Consider the following 17,927-nt stretch of genomic DNA (forward strand, 5'->3'; position numbering starts at 1 on the left):
GAGTTAAAAGGAGTTAGAGGTTTTCTATTCTGAAAGTTTATACCTACTTTTGCACAAATCTTCAAAAAACGTGCAATGATAAAAGAAAACTTTATAAAACTCTACGAAAATAGTTTCCGTGAAAACTGGGATTTGCCCTGCTACACCAATTATGGTGAACCGGAAAGTTATACTTACGGTGAAGTAGCCGAAGAAATAGCCAAACTTCATTTGCTTTTCAAGCACTGTAGTTTGCGCCGGGGAGATAAAATCGCAGTCATCGGAAAAAATAATGCCCGTTGGTGCATCGCCTACATGGCGACCATTACCTACGGGGCCATCGTAGTACCTATCTTGCAAGACTTCAATCCGAATGATGTACACCATATCGTAAATCATTCTGAATCTGTCTTCCTTTTCACCAGCGACACCATCTGGGAAACTTTGGAAGAAGAACGACTGACCGGCATCCGTGCCGTCTTTTCACTGACAGACTTCCGTTGCCTGCACCAACGCGACGGCGAAACGGTTCAGAAATTCCTGAAACATATCAATCAGTGCATGGAAGAAACTTACCCGAAAGGATTCCAAAAAGAAGATGTCCTTTACACCACCTTGTCCAACGACAAGGTTATGTTACTGAATTATACCTCCGGCACTACCGGATTCAGTAAAGGGGTAATGCTGACCGGCAACAACCTGGCCGGTAATGTGACTTTCGGTATCCGAACGGAATTGCTAAAAAAAGGTGATAAAGTGCTCTCTTTCCTCCCACTTGCCCATGCTTACGGATGTGCTTTCGACTTTCTGACAGCTACGGCAGTTGGCACGCACGTAACCCTGCTTGGCAAAGTTCCCTCCCCCAAAATCATAATGAAAGCTTTCGAAGAGGTCAAACCCAACCTGATTATCACAGTACCGCTTGTCATCGAGAAGATCTATAAAAATGTAATCCAACCCATTATCAGCAAGAAAGGCATGAAATGGGCGTTGAGCATCCCCCTTCTCGACAGCCAGATATACGGACAGATTCGCAAGAAGCTGATCGATGCCCTTGGAGGACGTTTCAAGGAAATTATTATCGGCGGAGCCGCTATGAACCCGGAAGTAGAAGAGTTTTTCCATAAAATCAAGTTCCCTTTCACCATTGGCTACGGCATGACGGAATGTGGGCCGCTCATCAGTTATGCTCCCTGGGATAAATTCGTCCCTTCCTCATCAGGTAAAATACTCGATATCATGGAAGCCCGTATTTATAAGGAGAATCCGGAAGCCGGTACCGGAGAAATACAAGTGCGTGGAGAAAACGTAATGACGGGATATTATAAAAATCCGGAAGCCACCCGCGAAGTTTTCACTAAAGACGGTTGGTTGCGCACCGGGGACTTAGGCACTATGGACGATGAAGGTAATATTTTCATCCGTGGCCGCCTGAAGACGATGATACTCAGTTCGAGCGGACAGAACATCTTCCCCGAAGAAATTGAGGCTAAACTTAATAATCTGCCTTTCATTCTCGAAAGTCTTATCATAGAACGAAACAAGAAACTGGTTGCCTTGGTATATGCCGATTATGAAGCGCTGGATTCTTTAGGACTCAACCACGAAGATAACCTGAAAACGATTATGGACGAAAACCTGAAGAATTTGAATAATAGCGTGGCAGCCTACGAAAAAGTAAGCCAGATTCAACTCTACCCCACTGAGTTTGAGAAGACTCCGAAAAGAAGTATCAAACGCTATCTATATAACAGTATAGCAGAAGATTAGATATGTTTTAAAACATACAAAAAAACATAATGAAACATTCTTCTAAAAAAAAAATAAAAAAAAGTTGGGTTTAGGAGTACAACATATGCAAAAAGTACATACCTTTGCATCGTTTTAATAAGCAATTGATTGTATTACAGATTTAAAAAGCAAAGAAAATGAAAAAATTAGTTTTGATGTTCGTAGCTATCGCAGCAGTATCATTCGCATCTTGTGGTAACAAAGCAGCTGACGCTGAAAAAGCAACTGCAGATTCTATCCGTATCGCTGACTCTATCGCAGCAGTAGAAGCAGCTGCAGCTGAAGCAGCAGCTCAGGCAGCTGATACTATCGCAGCTGACACTACAGTAGTAACTGAAACTGTTGTAGCTGAATAATCTCGAACAACATTAGAGAGAATTGAAAGTCTGCCGTGCAAAAAGCACGTACAGACTTTTTTTTATGTCCTTAGCTCTCCTCCCTCCTCCTCAAAACACGTTCTTCCAGATACCTACCACCCATACCGTAATCAAAAGAAAGCTAATATTGTAACGCCACATAAGGATACTAAAAAAGGGTATTCTTTTTCAAGAACACCCTTTCCTTATATCTCGGTATTATATACTACTTATTCAGCTACTACTTCGAAAGGAATTTCTACAGAAACTTCTTTGTGCAGTTTAACGATAGCTTTATAAGAACCAACTTCTTTCACAGCGTCTTTTACAACGATGATCTTTCTGTCGATCTCGTGACCCAACTTAGCCAATTCCTCAGCGATCTGGATGTTACCAACAGAACCGAAGATAGTACCGGTTGAGCTAACTTTTGTAGCAATAGTCAATGATACACCTTCTAATTTAGCAGCCAATGCTTCAGCATCCTTCTTAATCTTCTCAAGTTTGTGAGCACGCTGTTTCAGTTCTTCAGCCAACATTTTCTTTGCAGAAGGAGAAGCAATAACAGCTTTTCCAGTGGGGATCAAGTAATTACGACCATAACCAGACTTAACAGTTACGATGTCATTCTTATAACCCAAGTTTACTACGTCTTCTTTCAATATAATTTCCATACTTTTCCTCCTTATTTCATCATGTCAGTTACAAATGGAAGTAACGCCAAGTGACGTGCTCTCTTCACAGCCTGCGCAATACGACGCTGGAACTTCAAAGAAGTACCGGTGATACGGCGCGGAAGGATCTTACCCTGCTCATTCAAGAATTTCTTCAAGAATTCAGGATCTTTGTAGTCAATATACCTAATACCGCTCTTTTTGAAACGGCAGTATTTTTTCTTCTTAACGTCTACTGAAGGCGGAGTTAAATATCTGATTTCTGATTGAACTTGTTGTGCCATGATTAATCCTCCTTTTTGTTTGATTTAACACTTCTTCTCTTTGCAGCATATTCTGCAGCGTATTTATCCATTCTGAAAGTCAGGAAACGGATTACGCGTTCATCACGACGGAAATTTAATTCCAACTTGTCAATAACAGTAGGTTCTGCATTGAACTCAATCAGCTGATAGAATCCTGTAGACTTCTTCTGGATTGGATAAGCCAGTTTCTTCAGTCCCCAGTTTTCTTCATTGATAATCTCAGCACCTTCAGCCTGAAGAATGCCTTTGAATTTTTCTACCGCTTCCTTCATCTGAACATCAGACAAAACGGGAGTTAAAATGAAAACGGTTTCGTATTGATTCATACTCGTTTTAATTAAATAAATAAATTATTTGATTTTAAAAATGCGGTGCAAAGGTAGGCATTTTATTTTGAACTGCAAACATTTAATCTTTTTTTATGCCACGGGATAGGATTTGTCGAAGAAGACATTTATCTTTGCAAAGTTGCTTAAACAATAATTTCATGATCGAACAATTTAATTTTGATATCAGACTAATCTTTGCTATCCTGAATGGCAAAGTTTCTGCCGCCATCAACCGTAAGCTATACCGTAACTTCAGACAGAACGGTCTGGAGATCAGCCCGGAACAATGGACGGTTCTTATTTTTCTCTGGGAAAAAGACGGAGTGACCCAACAAGAGTTGTGCAATGCAACTTTTAAAGATAAACCGAGTATGACCCGCTTAATCGACAATATGGAACGCCAGCATCTGGTTGTCCGTATCTCCGACAAAAAGGACCGTCGTACCAATCTGATCCACCTGACCAAAACAGGAAAAGAACTGGAAGAAAAAGCCCGTGTTATAGCCAACCGGACACTGAAAGAGGCGTTGCACGGCATCACAGTCGAAGAATTAAGCGTAAGCCAGGAAGTATTGAGAAAGATATTTTTCAATACCAAAGATTAATCAATACGGAGAAGTGAAAGCAACCAAATCAACTATTTATGGCTAATTAATGGTTTTTTTGCGAAAATAATTTCGCTCGTTAAAGAATTATGCGTTAATTTGTGACTGGAATATAATAATCTATTAAAATACACACACATGAAAGGCTTATTAAAGAATTTAGGATTGATATTAATCTTAGTCGGAATAATCATTCTGATTGTTTGTTCTCTGACCGGAGACGTGAACAACAACGCTATCCTGGGAGGCTCGATAGTATTGGTGGTACTCGGACTCATTTCTTACATTGCGATCAATAAAAGAATTGCGGATTAATATTTTCAACAGAAATAAAAAAGCCGGAAAACATTCGTTTTCCGGCTTTTTTATTTCTGTATATCCCCCTCTCCATTATGATTCCGGTTCGGGGGTAATCAACTTGTAACCTTTTCCGTGGATGTTGATAATCTCAATCGAATCATCATCTTTCAGGTGCTTACGCAGTTTGGTGATATATACGTCCATACTACGGGCATTGAAATAGTTATCATCAATCCAGATAGTCTTCAAAGCAAAGTCACGCTGCAAAATCTCGTTGGCATGTGCACACAACAATCCCAGCAATTCCGATTCCTTGGTAGTCAGCTTAGTTTGTTTGTCACCGATAGCCAGAATCTGCTTTTGTGTATCAAACGTAAACTTACCGATCTTATAGATATTGCTTTCTTTGTTCTTCTTTCCACGAACACGTCTCAGGATCGCTTCAATTCTGAAAGTAAGTTCTTCCATACTGAAAGGTTTGGTGATGTAATCATCCGCACCAATCTTAAATCCTTCCAGAATATCCTCCTTGAGTGTCTTTGCAGTCAGGAAGATAATCGGAATTTCAGCGTTGGCCGCACGAACCTCCTGTGCCAGCGTGAAACCATCTTTCTTAGGCATCATCACGTCGAACACGCACAAGTCATATTTATTCTTCAGGAAAGCCTTAAATCCGGCTTCTCCATCAGGATACAACTCAGCAGAGTAACCTTTCGCCTGTAAATATTCTCTTAAAAGCATGCCAAGATTTTCATCATCCTCGCATAATAAAATACGCAGTTTCTCGTCCATATCAATCATTTTTTAATAAAGGTAATGCAATAATAAATTTAGTTCCTACATTCAGTTCACTCTCCGCCCGGATGGTTCCCTTATGATCCTGAATAATCTTTTTCACATAAGCCAGTCCCAGACCGAAACCTTTTACATCGTGCAGATTACCTGTATGCACGCGATAGAACTTATCAAACACCTTCTTCAGGTTTTCTTTTTTAATACCAATACCGTTGTCCTGTATCGAAATCATCAGTTTACCGGGTTCGTTCCAAGTTCTCACGTCGAGCACCAGGTCTTCTTCGGGCTTCTTGTATTTCACCGCGTTATCCATCAGGTTGAATATCACATTGGTGATATGCATTTCGTCCGCAAATATAACAGGATTGGTAGCCTCAAGGTTCGATGTAATCTTACCATTATAGCGTTCCACCTTCAGAGCGAACGTATTGATAACCCCGGTAATCAACTCATTGGCATCGAGTTCTTTCATCTTCAGTGTTGCTTTCTGTCTGTCGAACATAGACATCTGAAGAACTTTCTCCACCTGGAATCTCAACCGCTTCGTTTCATCATTAATGACTCCCGATATATGCTGGAACATCTGCGGTGATTTCCCGACTGCGGGATCTTTCAGCATCTGCGCGGCAAGCGAGATGGTAGATATCGGTGTCTTGAACTCGTGTGTCATATTGTTGATAAAGTCATTCTTCATTTCTGTCAGCTTCTTCTGGCGGAAGACGATGTAGATAGTGAAGATGAATGTAATCAACAGTACGAAAGTGAATATCATCGAAGGGATCATAAAACTAACCGAGTCGAAGATATAATCTTTCTTTCCCGGAAAGTGCACCTTCACAATACTCATCTTCGCAGGCGGATCATTTTGGAACAGAGGTTGGGTATAAGAATCCTCACTTCCTCCCTCTTCGTAATCCGAACAGCGATATACCTCACGTCCATCTTTATCGATTACCGAAAAATGATATAGCAGCTCTATACCATTATTAATAAAGTTAGACTTCAGATAATTATCCAGCTTCTTAAAGTTCACCCGTTCGCCAATCGACTTATCGCTTGCTTTGTAAATCATCCGCAAGGCTACATCGTCGAGCAGGAAACGCTGATACATATACCTATTTTTAATAGCGTCGGTCAAGCTTCGCGATGTCTGCGGAATGGTATTCCGGCCATGTCTCTCCGAAATCATGGCTTTTGGCACCTTCGACGGCTCGGTGGTAATCATCTTTAGTTCAAACTCCGAATACAGGGTTCCGTCCGGTGACTTGAACCTATAACGCTCCGATTGCTGAATCAAACCATTTTTCTGTTCGGTAGTAGAAGAAGACTGAGCCAGTGCTCTACGTTCCGCTTCAGTAATGTCTTCTAACAGCCAACGTTGCGTTTCATCATACTCCACATCCTTTGAAACCTGAAACAAAGCATTTCGCACGGATGTATTAAATTGTTCTTTACGCATCTTCACCATTTCTTCGATGTAGCTCACTTGTAAATAGAGCAAACTCAGAAAGGAAAGACCCATAATAATGCCTAATATCCAGATTGTTGACTTTTTCATAGCAACAAAATTAACACTCCCTAATTAACACTCCTAACAGCTTAACCTGTTTTAACAGGATGTTCTCTATAATTAACCGAAAGACGTTTTTTAGGTCGTATTCTGACCACTATAACAAAACGTACATGCCTTTGGTTTGCAAATTTAATAAAAAATTAAAGATTTCTCTTCAGAAAATCTACTTTCTTTAATCATTGTTAATGAGTAAGCAGGTTTCAAGAGGCGACCGACGAACTGTCAATGGCATGTAACGGCAGCTACAACCACAAGCAGAATGCCTTAAAAGAATAAAGCTACGAGCAGTTGCACATACATTGTACACTCCTCGTAGCTTTATAACTCAGCAGTTCAGCCATTTGCAGCCCGCAGTCCGGCAGGCTGTAACCACATTATTCTTCTGTTTGCTTGGATTCGAAGTCTTTTATTAATTTATCCTGCACATCACTCGGAACAAGTTCGTAACTTGCAAATTTCATAATGAACGAAGCACGACCTCCGGTAAGCGAGCTGAGCGCTGTCGAATAAGAAGCCATCTCTTTTAAAGGCACTTTAGCGACCAGCTTTTCATAACCGTTTTCGCTGCTCATGCCCATGATCATGGCACGACGTCCCTGAAGATCTCCCATCACATCACCCATCTTATCGGAAGGCACAAAGACTTCTACATCATAAATAGGTTCGAGAATCTTCGGTCCCGCATTCTTAAATGCTTCGCTGAAAGCATTGCGTCCGGCCAGCATGAACGAGATTTCATTAGAATCTACCGGGTGCATCTTTCCGTCATATACGATGACACGTACATCGCGGGCGTACGAACCGGTGAGAGGTCCCTGCTCCATACGGGACATGATACCTTTAAGGATAGCAGGCAGGAAGCGGGCATCGATAGAACCACCGACAATACTGTTAACAAATACCAATTTTCCGCCCCATTCCAATGGAACTTCTTCGGTACCTTTCACATTAATCTTAAATTCCTGTCCACCGAACTTATACGTATCGGGCACCGGCATTCCTTCATAATATGGTTCTACGATCAAGTGCACTTCACCAAACTGTCCGGCACCACCCGATTGTTTTTTATGACGATAGTCGGCACGGGCCGCCTTAGTGATGGTCTCACGATAAGGAATCTTCGGTTCCTCGAATTTCACCTGAAGTTTTTCATTATTCTCCAGACGCCACTTTAAAGTACGGAGGTGGAATTCACCCTGACCATGTACGATGGTCTGTTTCAATTCTTTCGATTGTTCGATGACCCAAGTCGGATCTTCCTCGCGCATACGGTTCAAGATAACCATCATCTTCTCTGTATCGGCTTCGTTCACCGGTTTGATGGCGCGTGAATATTTAGAATTCGGATATTTAATAAAATTAAACCGGTTTTCGGCACCTTTACCATTTAGCGTGTTTCCGGTATGAACATCTTTCAGCTTCACGGTACAGCCGATATCACCGGCCACCATCTCTTCTACTTTGATACGGTTGGCACCGGCACAAGCATAAATCTGTGCCACACGTTCTTTCGAACCGCGGTCGGCATTTGTAAAGTCATCTCCTTCATGCACTTTTCCGCTCATCACCTTGAAGTATTGAACGTCGCCAATATGCGGCTCCACACCTGTTTTGAAGAAATAGAGTGAAGTAGGCCCATCGGGATCGGGTTCCACCACTTCACCACGGGTATTGTGCACTTTCGGCATTTCGGATACACCGGGCACTACATTACCCAGAAACTCCATCAGACGACGTACACCCATATCTTTGCCTGCACATACACAGAATACGGGGAACATGCCACGTGCAGCCAATCCTTTGCGGATACCTTCACGCATTTCGTCTTCTGTCAGTGAATCCTGTTCGAAGAATTTTTCCATCAAGCCTTCATCATTCTCAGCAGCGGCTTCTACCAGGGCTTTGTGCATTTCCATAGCCTTGTCCATCTCTTCGGCCGGGATCTCTTCAATAGTGGGTGCTCCACCTTCGGGTCCCCAAGAGTATTTCTTCATCAGCAGCACGTCGATCAGTGAGTTGAAATTCGGGCCTGTAGCCAAAGGATACTGGACGGGAACCACTTTCGGTCCGTAAATGGACTTCAGTTGTTCAAGCACCATATCATAATCGCACTTCTCGTTATCGAGTTGATTCACCAGGAAGATTACCGGTTTACCCAGTTTTTCGGTATAGCGGAAATGATTTTGTGTTCCCACTTCCGGTCCATATTGTCCGTTCAGCAGCAAAATAGCTGTATCGGTTACGTTGAGTGCCGTCATGGCAGCGCCTACAAAGTCATCGCTGCCCGGACAGTCTATGATGTTCAGCTTCTTTCCATTCCATTCCACATGAAAAATAGTTGAAAAGACGGAATATCCATATTCCTGTTCCACCGGAAAGTAATCGCTTACGGTATTCTTGGCAGTAATCCTGCCGCGACGTTTTATAATACCACTCTCATAGAGCAACGCTTCTGTGAGAGTGGTTTTTCCTGAGCCGTCATTGCCAAGAAGGGCAATGTTCTTAATTTCGTTAGTCTGATATACTTTCATGATATATAAGATTTAAATGAATGATTCAGTATGTGTTTTTCGCATACCCTTTTTTTACTGAGGCGCAAATTAGGCATTAATCAAATGAAAAGCAATAAAACTGACAGTGTTACTAAACAATGTTATGTAACATACAGGATCTGTTTATTAAGCAGATATCACAGTGTCACAAACTCTTGGCACTCTCTAAACGAAGTTGAATTAGGATAACAACTTTCCGTATTATCGAACTTGGTAACACCAATATAATATACCTCTTGGCTTATGCTTCCTTATAAAACAGATTCTATAAATGGAACAACTTCTCTATCATCTGATGTATTAGGGAATATATAGTCTTTTATACAGTTTGAAGAATCCAATAAAAGCATTATAGGTGTTGGAACATATTTCAATTCTTTTCTTATCAGATCTTTTGAGTCAAGATATATATACTCATAATATTTATTACGTTTCTGGAAAGATGAAGGGCTTCCCATAGTTGAAATAATAGCTACTTTATTATTTCTATAAAGAGAATCTATTTTTTTTGTAATAGAGAATCCTAAATCTATACAACTCCCACAATCATAATAGTTAAATAGAAAAATAACTCTACAAGTCTTATTTGACACAATAGAATCAATGGAGGTTACCCTTTTCCCTATTAAGTTATAAACATCCTTTTGGGGAGTTTTAGTAACATCATTTTCTTTTTTTTGATTATTGCTACATCCCCATATAATGCAAAGCAATATAAATAAGGTAAAGAATTTATTTTTTCGCATCACCTATTTTTATTTTTTCAATGGTTACTCCTGCCACTTCTTGTGAAGCAAATAGATATGTGTCTGAAACACAAAAAGAAGAATATATATCATGTGGAAGAATGTAGGTAGAGATATGCTTCATTTCGTCATTGATTGATAATTTCAAAATAGTATTTACACGATAATCGCCTGATGAGCTCCGTGATGAACACAGTATATATATATGGTCATTTGCAAGATAAGCATCACGTATGTATATATAGACAGATTTCTCTTTATTAGAATTCTTTTTAGCAATTTCTGTTGCTTCTTTTATTATAGGAATTGAAGAGATATCAAATGTTTTAATATATTCTCCATGAATATTATATTGCTCTATATAAGGGTAGCAATTTGAAATCGAAAATATCCCTTTGCCTTGATCATAAAGAATATGTTTCTTGTTAGATATAATGGTTTTAAAAGGAGTTTTTTCTCGTACAACCTTTCCCATTGGGATTTGTTTGTTTGGGTGATATTTATCAATCATTAGAAAACTTGTCGAATCCGTATTCGCAGATAAAAAGATTAAAGAATCATTGAGACTAAATCTGTTTTCATTTGCATTTGAAAGTGAAAAATCACCATAGAAAACTCCTCCATGAAATTTTTTCATTGACTTTGTTCCAAAATCAACAACATATACCGTGTCATTCAGTACATTAAAGGTAAATGGCCATGTTGTTTCATAAGGGGCTTCACCATGTTTGCTAACATATTCCATCTCTTTTAAGTTATCACTTAACGCCACAATGTCTCCCCGTTTTTTATCCAAAACATATATCTTATTCTTATAATAAGTCATACACGTAATGTTGGAGAAGAAACTAGAATCAGGATATTCTTCTATCTTAATTTCCGACTGACAATACATTAAGTTACGATTTTTCTCCTTGTTGTTACAAGAAGAAAAACATAAAATTGCGATAATAAGAATCAATATTCTATTCATTACCCTTTAGCAATAAGTCTTATTTCCATCACATTCAACATAGGCACCATTTAACCAATCAAGTCCTCTACTACATTTTTTACCACTACAAGATACTGAACCAGATAGAGGAAATCCACATTCTACAGTTACTGTACATGAATAGTTGCCTCCTCCTCCTTCTCCGGTATCAGTACCTTCTCCCATTGCAAGACACTCTAAAGTAAGCATCTTCATATTCGCTTTTTTATCTTTGTTTTTCAACGCAGACAAACAGACATTAACAGAAACAAATAAAAAGAAAGTCACTCCTAAACAAATTCTTAAGGTCTTTTTCATGATATATAAGATTTAAATGAATGATTCAGTATGAATGATTCAGTATGTGTTTTTCGCATACCCTTTTTTTACTGAGGCGCAAATTAGGCATTAATCAAATGAAAAGCAATAAAACTGACAGTGTTACTAAACAATGTTATGTAACATGTTGATACAAACGGGAAGAGAATAAACCGTTTGTCAGAATGAAAGTCTTTTCCTTTATTATCTATTAAAAAGCATTATCCACCTCACATCTGCTTACACTACCTTCTGCCAAACTGAATGAAATAGGATTCAGTAACAGACGGTGTATTTCCGGAAAAAGAAGTAAGTATTCGGACCCAAAGAAGTAAGCACTTTCCGGAAATGCTTACTTCATTTCCGAAAATCTCCTCATGTTTTGCCTCATTACATATATTGTTATAACAAAAAGGCCGTATGGATGCCTCTTTCTCCTCCGGTTGTTCTGTAAAGCCAGTCAAACCATATATAACAGAATCACCGAAAGAAGAGGGAAATAGAAGAAAAAGGGCAGGATTCCGCCGCACAGCTATCTATTGGAGAACAGATATCACAGATCTGTGACACATGGGAAAATCCTACCGGCAAATGCAGGCGTTTTTTTCTCCAACCTTCAGAGCGGCACAAAACGAAAGCATTCTGAGATCATCGGATAATCAGATTGTCAAATGGTTAAAAAGGAACTTTCCTCCCGTTAAATAAGAAAGAATATATGCCCTGCAAAGTTGTTTACTAAAACGAAAACCTTACTTTTGCAATTTAAAACGCAAAAATAACTCAGACTATCATGGCAGGCATATACATACATGTCCCCTTCTGTAAGACACGCTGTATTTATTGCGATTTTTACTCCACCACGCAAAGCGAACGGAAAGGACACTACATCGAAGCCCTCTGCAAGGAGCTGGAAATGAGATATACTTACCTGAAAGGAGAGCCCATAGAAACGCTCTACTTTGGTGGAGGTACTCCTTCGCAACTTGATGAAGAGGACTTCCGGAAAGTGTTCGACACCGTCCGGCGTGTATACGGAATGGAAAATTGCCATGAAATAACGCTTGAAGCCAATCCGGATGACCTCTGTCCGGAATATGTGCAAATGCTCTCCCGCTTGCCATTCAACCGCATCAGTATGGGTATCCAGACTTTTGATGATGCCACGCTTACGTTATTGAAGCGACGCCACAATGCCACTCAAGCCATTCGTGCAGTAGAATTATGCCGTACCTACGGGTTCCGCAACATCAGCATCGACTTGATTTACGGACTTCCCGGTGAGACAGCAGAGCGTTGGGAAAAGGACCTGCAACAGGCCGTTGCCCTCAATGTGGAGCATGTTTCGGCCTACCACCTGATTTATGAAGAAGGTACTCCTATTTATAGAATGTTGCAAAAACACCAGGTTGAAGAAGTGGACGAGGACAGCAGTGTCCGGTTCTTCACCTTATTGATGGACCGGCTGCAGGAAGCAGGATATGAGCACTACGAAATATCCAACTTTTGCAAGCCGGGAATGTATTCACGCCATAACACTTCGTACTGGCAAGGGGCCAGTTACCTCGGTTGTGGTCCGTCGGCACACTCTTTCGACGGAGCAACACGCGAATGGAACTGTTCGTCGATAGAGAAATACATAGCAGGCATCGAAAGTGGCAAACGGGACTTTGAACGGGAAGAACGGGATTTAACTACCCGGTACAATGAATTTGTCATTACCTCCGTCCGCACTCAATGGGGAATTTCACTCGAACGCCTCCGCAACGATTATGGAACCGAACTGGAACAATACTGCCTCAAGATGGCACGTCCTTCTTTAGAAAACGGCAAATTAGAAATACACGAAGGTGCTCTGCGCCTTACCCGAGAAGGAATTTTTATTTCCGACAGCATCATGAGCGATCTTCTCCGGGTGGACAACTAAAATTATAAAGTCATGACCGAATCAGAGGTTCGAAAACTATTAAGACGAATGAAGGAGCTGGACTCGCAAACGGCGTTCCGATCCTTCTACGATATGACGTACGACCGGCTTTACCGCATTGCCTACTATTACGTAAAGCGGGAAGAATGGTCGCAGGAGATCGTACTTGATGTATTCTTGAAACTCTGGGAACAACGCAGTTCGTTGCCCGAAGTCAAAAGCATTGAGGACTATTGCTTCATACTGGTGAAAAACGCCTCACTCAACTATCTGGAAAAAGAGAACAGGCGCACAACCGTATCCACCGAAGTATTGCCGGAACCGGAAGCACAAAGCGATTCGCCCGAGGAATCAATGATCAGTGAAGAGCTGTTCGCCATCTATGTGAAGGCGCTCGACCGCCTGCCCGAACGTTGCAGAGAAGTGTTCATCCGCATCCGCGAAGAAAAACAAAGCTATGCACAGGTGGCCGAAGAATTGGGCATCAGCACAAAGACCGTAGACGCCCAACTCCAGAAAGCAACAATCCGACTGAAAGAAGCGATATTGACGATGAACGATAAACAATGAACCACCGACCGGAAACGATGGACAAGGTTTAACTTTTATTTGCACATCCCCGATAGGGAGATCCTTCGAACGCTCTGTCTTTATCAGTGAAATTCATTTTAATCAAAACACAAAGACTTAGCTTATGAAGAAGTTATTAAGACCTACAACCTTTGCATTGCTTACGATGGCACTGTGTTTCACTGCATGCGAAAACGGCAACAACTCCTATCCCAAGGAATATCTGGGATTCGAAAAGAAAGCGCAGGACTTCTCTTACCAAAAGAATACTGCGGAAGCCGAATTCCAAGTAAAGATCATTGCGGTTGATAAAACGAAAGAAGACCGGATTGTCTTCATCGAATCACCCTCACGTCCGACGAAGCCCGGAAGCCCTTCGGCACAGTTTTTTAAGATTAAAGATAATAAAGTCACCATCAAGGGAGGCAGTAAATCGGCCAAAGCCACTATTATGGTCTATCCCCAGAAAGTGGGAACGAATGAATACATTCAGCTTGTCTGCCGGCCTCAGAACGGCAAGTCGGAAACGACCCAAATGTCTATCCGGCTGGTGAAAAAATAACGAAATAAAAAATGAAGTATACCGACCAGGAACTTAACCGATTATTGGAGAAACTCATAGCCTCCACCCGCTCGCCCAGAGGAAGATTCTCGGCAGCGGCAAGCTATCAGATATTAGAGAAGCGATTGCCACGTCCGGCACACCGGCTTTTCTCTATACGTATTTTCTCGGCAGTAGCCGCCATCGCTTTGTTCTGCTACATCGGATGGAGCACTTATTGCTATCTGAAACCTGCCGCGTTGCAAACCGTTTCTACACTGGCCGACACACGGACTATAAAGTTACCCGATGGAACGGAAGTGACGCTGAACCATTTCTCCTCTCTCACCTATCCCGAGAAATTCAAAGGGAAACACAGGGAAGTAGACTTGAAAGGAGAAGCCTATTTCGAAGTGACGAAGAATCGGGAACACTCTTTCATCGTACAGACAGAGTCGGTCAATGTAGAGGTACTGGGAACTCACTTCAACGTAGAGTCCTATCCGGACGATCCGGAAGTGAAAACCACCCTACTCGAAGGTTCCGTGGTGGTGAGCAATAAAGCCAATTCTGTGCGCATGGTTCTGAAGCCAAACGAAAGTGCTATATATAATAAGGTGAAAAAGAGCATGACCCTTGAAGTTTCAGATCGCGCTGCCGAAGAGATAGCTTGGCGGAATGGCGAATTAGTCTTCAACAACCTCCCCCTGCAGGAGATCGCCCGACAGTTGTCCAACACGTTTGGTGTAAACATCTCCATAGCAGACAAAGCATTGCAGAACTACCGGATCACGGCACGATTCTCCGACGGAGAAGGACTCGACCAGATTCTCGATCTGCTGCATACAGTCGGTAAATTCAACTATTCACACAACAATGAAGAAATAACGATTACTACTAAACTTAACTAAACATGAGAAAATCCAATCCGGATTTCCACCACATCAGAAGTTACATTCTGATGTGTGTGGTTTCCATATTCTTTTCAACTATCAACGCGCAGACACCGGAGCCCAGGATCACCCTCAAGCTGCAAAACACCAGCCTCTCAGAGATTATCCGGCATATAGAACAAGCCACCGGTTTCTCTTTTATCTACGGTGAAGAAGTGAAACTCGACCATAAAGTCAGCCTCAACGTACAGAAGAAACCTCTCGGAGAAGTTCTGAACCAGTTGTTTGCCAACGAACCGATAAGCTATAAAATAACAGGGAAACACATCCTGTTACAAAAAATCCCCCCCAAACCCGTAAGCCGCAGGTTTACTATCAGTGGATACGTAACCGACGGGGCGTCTGCCGAAACGCTGATTGGTGCCAATATTCTTGAGAGTCGTCATCATCAAGGAACCACCACCAATCCTTACGGTTTCTACAGCATTACGCTGCCGGAAGGAGAAGCTCAGTTGAGCTTCTCCTATTTGGGTTACACCAGCCAGCAACACGCACTGACCCTGACCCGTGACACCCTGCTGAACATCCGGATGGAAGACAATAACATGCTGCAAGAAGTGGTCATCGTATCGGACAAGGCCGAATCGGGGATCATGGCCACTCAAATGGGGGCCAGCGAGATACCGATGACACAAATAAAAAACACTCCCAGCATATTGGGAGAAGCAGATGTAATGAAAGCCATCCAGTTGATGCCGGGCGTACAGGCCGGGATGGAAGGATCTGCCGGATTGTATGTACGTGGCGGCGGCCCCGACCAAAACCTGATCTTGCTGGACGGTGTACCGGTGTACAACGTAGACCATTTATTAGGATTCTTCTCTGTCTTCACTCCCGAAGCCGTAAAGAAAGTAACCCTCTTCAAAAGTTCTTTCCCCGCCCGCTTCGGCGGACGCCTCTCCTCCGTAATTGACGTACGCACCAATGATGGCGACATGAAGAACTATCATGGCGTAGTCAGTATAGGACTCCTGACCAGCAAACTCAATTTCGAAGGGCCGATCATCAAGGACCGGACTTCTTTCAACATTTCTGCCCGCCGCTCCTACATCGACCTGTTGGCCAAACCCTTCATGCCGAAAGAGGAAAAGTACAGTTATTACTTTTATGACATTAATGCCAAAATCAACCATAAATTCTCCGACCGGAGCCGCCTCTTCCTCAGTGCATACAATGGCAAAGACCATTTCATGACAAAGTATGACGACACTTACTACGGTGACGAAGACAAGTACAAGGACGGCGGAAAAATGAACTGGGGCAACACCATCGTTTCGGGACGCTGGAATTACATCTTTAACAACAAGCTGTTCAGCAATACCACAGTCGCTTTCAATAACTATAAGTTTGACGTCAGCACGTTCACCAAGAACGAGATACATACAAACAACCAAATAACCTGGAACCGCTATAAAGCCGACTATAAATCGGGAATCCGGGACTGGAGTGCTCAGATAGATTTTGACTATAATCCTATCCCCGCACACCATGTCAAGTTCGGAATGCAATACCTGCACCATAGTTTCCGTCCGGAAGTATCCACCTCAAAGATATTCGACAAGACCGGAGAAACCATCGAGCGGGATACGACGTATTATACCGCCTCTAACAGCGAAATCCTTGCCCACGAAGCATCTGCCTACCTTGAAGATAACTTCAATCTAAGCAGTCGCCTGCGTATGAATCTGGGCCTGCACTTCTCGACTTTCCAAGTGCAAAAGAAGAACTATTTCTCCATACAACCCCGCATCTCCGCACGCTATCAGCTCAACAAGGACATCGTAATCAAAGCTTCTTACACCAAAATGAGCCAGTATGTACACTTGATTTCATCCATGCCGTTCGCCATGCCCACCGACCTGTGGGTGCCGGTAACCAATAAAATCAAACCGATGCAGGCGCATCAGGTATCGTTGGGTGGCTATTACACAGGAATCGACGGATGGGAGTTCTCGGTAGAAAGCTACTATAAGGGGATGAAAAATGTGCTTGAATACAAAGACGGAGTCAGTTTCCTCGGCTCTTCCACCGGATGGGAAGACAAAGTGGAGATGGGACGCGGACGCTCCATGGGTATAGAATTCATGGCACAGAGAACCATCGGGAAGACAACCGGATGGCTGGCATATACATTGGCCAAGAGTGACCGTAAGTTTGCCAAAGGAGGGATAAACAATGGGGCACGCTTTCCATATAAATATGACCGGAGGCACAATATAGACCTGACCCTCAACCACCGGTTCAACGAACGAATCGACGTAAGTGCCTCTTGGATATTTACCACCGGAGGTACAACCACAATCCCCACTGAACTGACGGCTATCATCCGTCCGGGCGATAACAATTCATCGATACAAGAAGGAGATTATGTCAAGCACCGCAACAACTATCGCCTTCCCGCCACGCACCGGCTCAATGTAGGTGTTAATTTCAGCAAGAAAACACGGCATGGCATGCGTATCTGGAACGTCAGTATATATAATGTATACAATGCCATGAACCCTACCTTGGTATACCGCACCTACAAAAAGACTGAATATACTCAAGGCGAACAAGCACAAGGCAACCGCATACCGGTCATCCGGAAATTCACCTTGTTGCCTTGTATTCCTTCATTCAGTTATACATATAAATTCTAAGTAT

18 protein-coding genes are annotated in these 17,927 nt (G+C 42.2%); 9 read left to right on the plus strand and 9 right to left on the minus strand.

Translation table 11 applies throughout. The annotated features are described in order from the left end of the window. The first annotated feature begins 75 nt into the window (after window positions 1–75). Complete coding sequence (locus KO473_RS18265; protein ID WP_005808472.1) at window positions 76–1,749, plus strand: long-chain fatty acid--CoA ligase; 1,674 nt, start codon at window positions 76–78, stop codon at window positions 1,747–1,749. A 158-nt stretch (window positions 1,750–1,907) separates the two neighbouring features. After that, on the plus strand, window positions 1,908–2,126 hold the full coding sequence (locus tag KO473_RS18270) for a hypothetical protein (RefSeq protein WP_005790940.1): 219 nt from the start codon (window positions 1,908–1,910) through the stop codon (window positions 2,124–2,126). A gap of 230 nt (window positions 2,127–2,356) precedes the next feature. Here the strand turns inward: KO473_RS18270 and rplI are convergent, their stop codons facing one another. Genes rplI through rpsF form a run of 3 tightly spaced genes read right to left on the minus strand, consistent with a single transcriptional unit; the run spans window position 2,357 to window position 3,431 of the window. Continuing rightward, on the minus strand, window positions 2,357–2,800 hold the full coding sequence (rplI, locus tag KO473_RS18275) for a 50S ribosomal protein L9 (protein WP_005781448.1): 444 nt from the start codon (window positions 2,798–2,800) through the stop codon (window positions 2,357–2,359). Window positions 2,801–2,811: 11 nt separating this feature from the next. Continuing rightward, on the minus strand, window positions 2,812–3,084 hold the full coding sequence (gene rpsR / locus KO473_RS18280; protein WP_005781450.1) for a 30S ribosomal protein S18: 273 nt from the start codon (window positions 3,082–3,084) through the stop codon (window positions 2,812–2,814). Between the two features lie 2 nt (window positions 3,085–3,086). After that, window positions 3,087–3,431 carry a 30S ribosomal protein S6 gene (gene rpsF, locus KO473_RS18285; RefSeq protein ID WP_005781453.1) on the minus strand — a complete coding sequence of 115 codons (345 nt, stop codon included), beginning with the start codon at window positions 3,429–3,431 and terminating at the stop codon, window positions 3,087–3,089. Between the two features lie 161 nt (window positions 3,432–3,592). Here rpsF and KO473_RS18290 point away from each other — a divergent pair, with 161 nt between their 5' ends. After that, window positions 3,593–4,039: a MarR family winged helix-turn-helix transcriptional regulator gene (locus KO473_RS18290; RefSeq protein WP_005781455.1), complete on the plus strand. Its 447-nt coding sequence runs from the start codon at window positions 3,593–3,595 to the stop codon at window positions 4,037–4,039. 138 nt (window positions 4,040–4,177) lie between these two features. Next, window positions 4,178–4,354, plus strand: a complete 177-nt coding sequence (locus KO473_RS18295; protein WP_005781456.1) for a hypothetical protein — start codon at window positions 4,178–4,180, stop codon at window positions 4,352–4,354. A 75-nt stretch (window positions 4,355–4,429) separates the two neighbouring features. Here the strand turns inward: KO473_RS18295 and KO473_RS18300 are convergent, their stop codons facing one another. The 6 genes from KO473_RS18300 to KO473_RS18325 all read right to left on the minus strand — a co-directional run bounded on the left by KO473_RS18300 (window position 4,430) and on the right by KO473_RS18325 (window position 11,296). Then, window positions 4,430–5,131, minus strand: coding sequence for a response regulator transcription factor (locus KO473_RS18300; RefSeq protein WP_005781457.1), 702 nt, complete (start codon window positions 5,129–5,131; stop codon window positions 4,430–4,432). A gap of 1 nt (window position 5,132) precedes the next feature. After that, window positions 5,133–6,692, minus strand: coding sequence for a sensor histidine kinase KdpD (locus KO473_RS18305; RefSeq protein WP_005781458.1), 1,560 nt, complete (start codon window positions 6,690–6,692; stop codon window positions 5,133–5,135). A 389-nt stretch (window positions 6,693–7,081) separates the two neighbouring features. After that, entirely contained in the window at window positions 7,082–9,238 is a 2,157-nt protein-coding gene (locus KO473_RS18310; protein ID WP_005781460.1) for a translation factor GTPase family protein, read from the minus strand. Between the two features lie 272 nt (window positions 9,239–9,510). Continuing rightward, entirely contained in the window at window positions 9,511–10,005 is a 495-nt protein-coding gene (locus KO473_RS18315) for a hypothetical protein (RefSeq protein WP_005781462.1), read from the minus strand. Then, window positions 9,992–10,978 carry a hypothetical protein gene (locus tag KO473_RS18320; protein ID WP_005781464.1) on the minus strand — a complete coding sequence of 329 codons (987 nt, stop codon included), beginning with the start codon at window positions 10,976–10,978 and terminating at the stop codon, window positions 9,992–9,994. The genes KO473_RS18315 and KO473_RS18320 overlap by 14 nt, the downstream gene beginning before the upstream one ends. Before the next feature lie 6 nt (window positions 10,979–10,984). Further along, complete coding sequence (locus tag KO473_RS18325) at window positions 10,985–11,296, minus strand: hypothetical protein (RefSeq protein ID WP_005808483.1); 312 nt, start codon at window positions 11,294–11,296, stop codon at window positions 10,985–10,987. 790 nt (window positions 11,297–12,086) lie between these two features. Here KO473_RS18325 and hemW point away from each other — a divergent pair. From hemW to KO473_RS18350, 5 genes are all read left to right on the plus strand, one after another. Further along, the gene (gene hemW, locus KO473_RS18330) at window positions 12,087–13,220 is read left to right on the plus strand and encodes a radical SAM family heme chaperone HemW (RefSeq protein WP_122130664.1); all 1,134 of its coding nucleotides are present in this window, start codon (window positions 12,087–12,089) and stop codon (window positions 13,218–13,220) included. Between the two features lie 12 nt (window positions 13,221–13,232). Beyond that, window positions 13,233–13,790: an RNA polymerase sigma-70 factor gene (locus KO473_RS18335; protein ID WP_005821857.1), complete on the plus strand. Its 558-nt coding sequence runs from the start codon at window positions 13,233–13,235 to the stop codon at window positions 13,788–13,790. 124 nt (window positions 13,791–13,914) lie between these two features. Then, window positions 13,915–14,352, plus strand: coding sequence for a hypothetical protein (locus KO473_RS18340; RefSeq protein ID WP_122130663.1), 438 nt, complete (start codon window positions 13,915–13,917; stop codon window positions 14,350–14,352). An 11-nt stretch (window positions 14,353–14,363) separates the two neighbouring features. Next, window positions 14,364–15,242: a FecR family protein gene (locus KO473_RS18345; protein WP_032536982.1), complete on the plus strand. Its 879-nt coding sequence runs from the start codon at window positions 14,364–14,366 to the stop codon at window positions 15,240–15,242. A 2-nt stretch (window positions 15,243–15,244) separates the two neighbouring features. Continuing rightward, window positions 15,245–17,923 carry a TonB-dependent receptor gene (locus KO473_RS18350; protein WP_122130662.1) on the plus strand — a complete coding sequence of 893 codons (2,679 nt, stop codon included), beginning with the start codon at window positions 15,245–15,247 and terminating at the stop codon, window positions 17,921–17,923. Window positions 17,924–17,927 lie beyond the last annotated feature (4 nt).

This window comes from Bacteroides sp. HF-4919, assembly GCF_018860125.1.

What these genes read in the sequence shown, in the direction of transcription:
- KO473_RS18265 (WP_005808472.1), top strand. Translation starts at nt 76, where the DNA reads ATGATAAAAGAAAACTTTATAAAACTCTACGAAAATAGTTTCCGTGAA.
- KO473_RS18270 (WP_005790940.1), top strand. Translation starts at nt 1,908, where the DNA reads ATGAAAAAATTAGTTTTGATGTTCGTAGCTATCGCAGCAGTATCATTC.
- rplI (WP_005781448.1), bottom strand. Translation starts at nt 2,800, where the DNA reads ATGGAAATTATATTGAAAGAAGACGTAGTAAACTTGGGTTATAAGAAT.
- rpsR (WP_005781450.1), bottom strand. Translation starts at nt 3,084, where the DNA reads ATGGCACAACAAGTTCAATCAGAAATCAGATATTTAACTCCGCCTTCA.
- rpsF (WP_005781453.1), bottom strand. Translation starts at nt 3,431, where the DNA reads ATGAATCAATACGAAACCGTTTTCATTTTAACTCCCGTTTTGTCTGAT.
- KO473_RS18290 (WP_005781455.1), top strand. Translation starts at nt 3,593, where the DNA reads ATGATCGAACAATTTAATTTTGATATCAGACTAATCTTTGCTATCCTG.
- KO473_RS18295 (WP_005781456.1), top strand. Translation starts at nt 4,178, where the DNA reads ATGAAAGGCTTATTAAAGAATTTAGGATTGATATTAATCTTAGTCGGA.
- KO473_RS18300 (WP_005781457.1), bottom strand. Translation starts at nt 5,131, where the DNA reads ATGGACGAGAAACTGCGTATTTTATTATGCGAGGATGATGAAAATCTT.
- KO473_RS18305 (WP_005781458.1), bottom strand. Translation starts at nt 6,692, where the DNA reads ATGAAAAAGTCAACAATCTGGATATTAGGCATTATTATGGGTCTTTCC.
- KO473_RS18310 (WP_005781460.1), bottom strand. Translation starts at nt 9,238, where the DNA reads ATGAAAGTATATCAGACTAACGAAATTAAGAACATTGCCCTTCTTGGC.
- KO473_RS18315 (WP_005781462.1), bottom strand. Translation starts at nt 10,005, where the DNA reads ATGCGAAAAAATAAATTCTTTACCTTATTTATATTGCTTTGCATTATA.
- KO473_RS18320 (WP_005781464.1), bottom strand. Translation starts at nt 10,978, where the DNA reads ATGAATAGAATATTGATTCTTATTATCGCAATTTTATGTTTTTCTTCT.
- KO473_RS18325 (WP_005808483.1), bottom strand. Translation starts at nt 11,296, where the DNA reads ATGAAAAAGACCTTAAGAATTTGTTTAGGAGTGACTTTCTTTTTATTT.
- hemW (WP_122130664.1), top strand. Translation starts at nt 12,087, where the DNA reads ATGGCAGGCATATACATACATGTCCCCTTCTGTAAGACACGCTGTATT.
- KO473_RS18335 (WP_005821857.1), top strand. Translation starts at nt 13,233, where the DNA reads ATGACCGAATCAGAGGTTCGAAAACTATTAAGACGAATGAAGGAGCTG.
- KO473_RS18340 (WP_122130663.1), top strand. Translation starts at nt 13,915, where the DNA reads ATGAAGAAGTTATTAAGACCTACAACCTTTGCATTGCTTACGATGGCA.
- KO473_RS18345 (WP_032536982.1), top strand. Translation starts at nt 14,364, where the DNA reads ATGAAGTATACCGACCAGGAACTTAACCGATTATTGGAGAAACTCATA.
- KO473_RS18350 (WP_122130662.1), top strand. Translation starts at nt 15,245, where the DNA reads ATGAGAAAATCCAATCCGGATTTCCACCACATCAGAAGTTACATTCTG.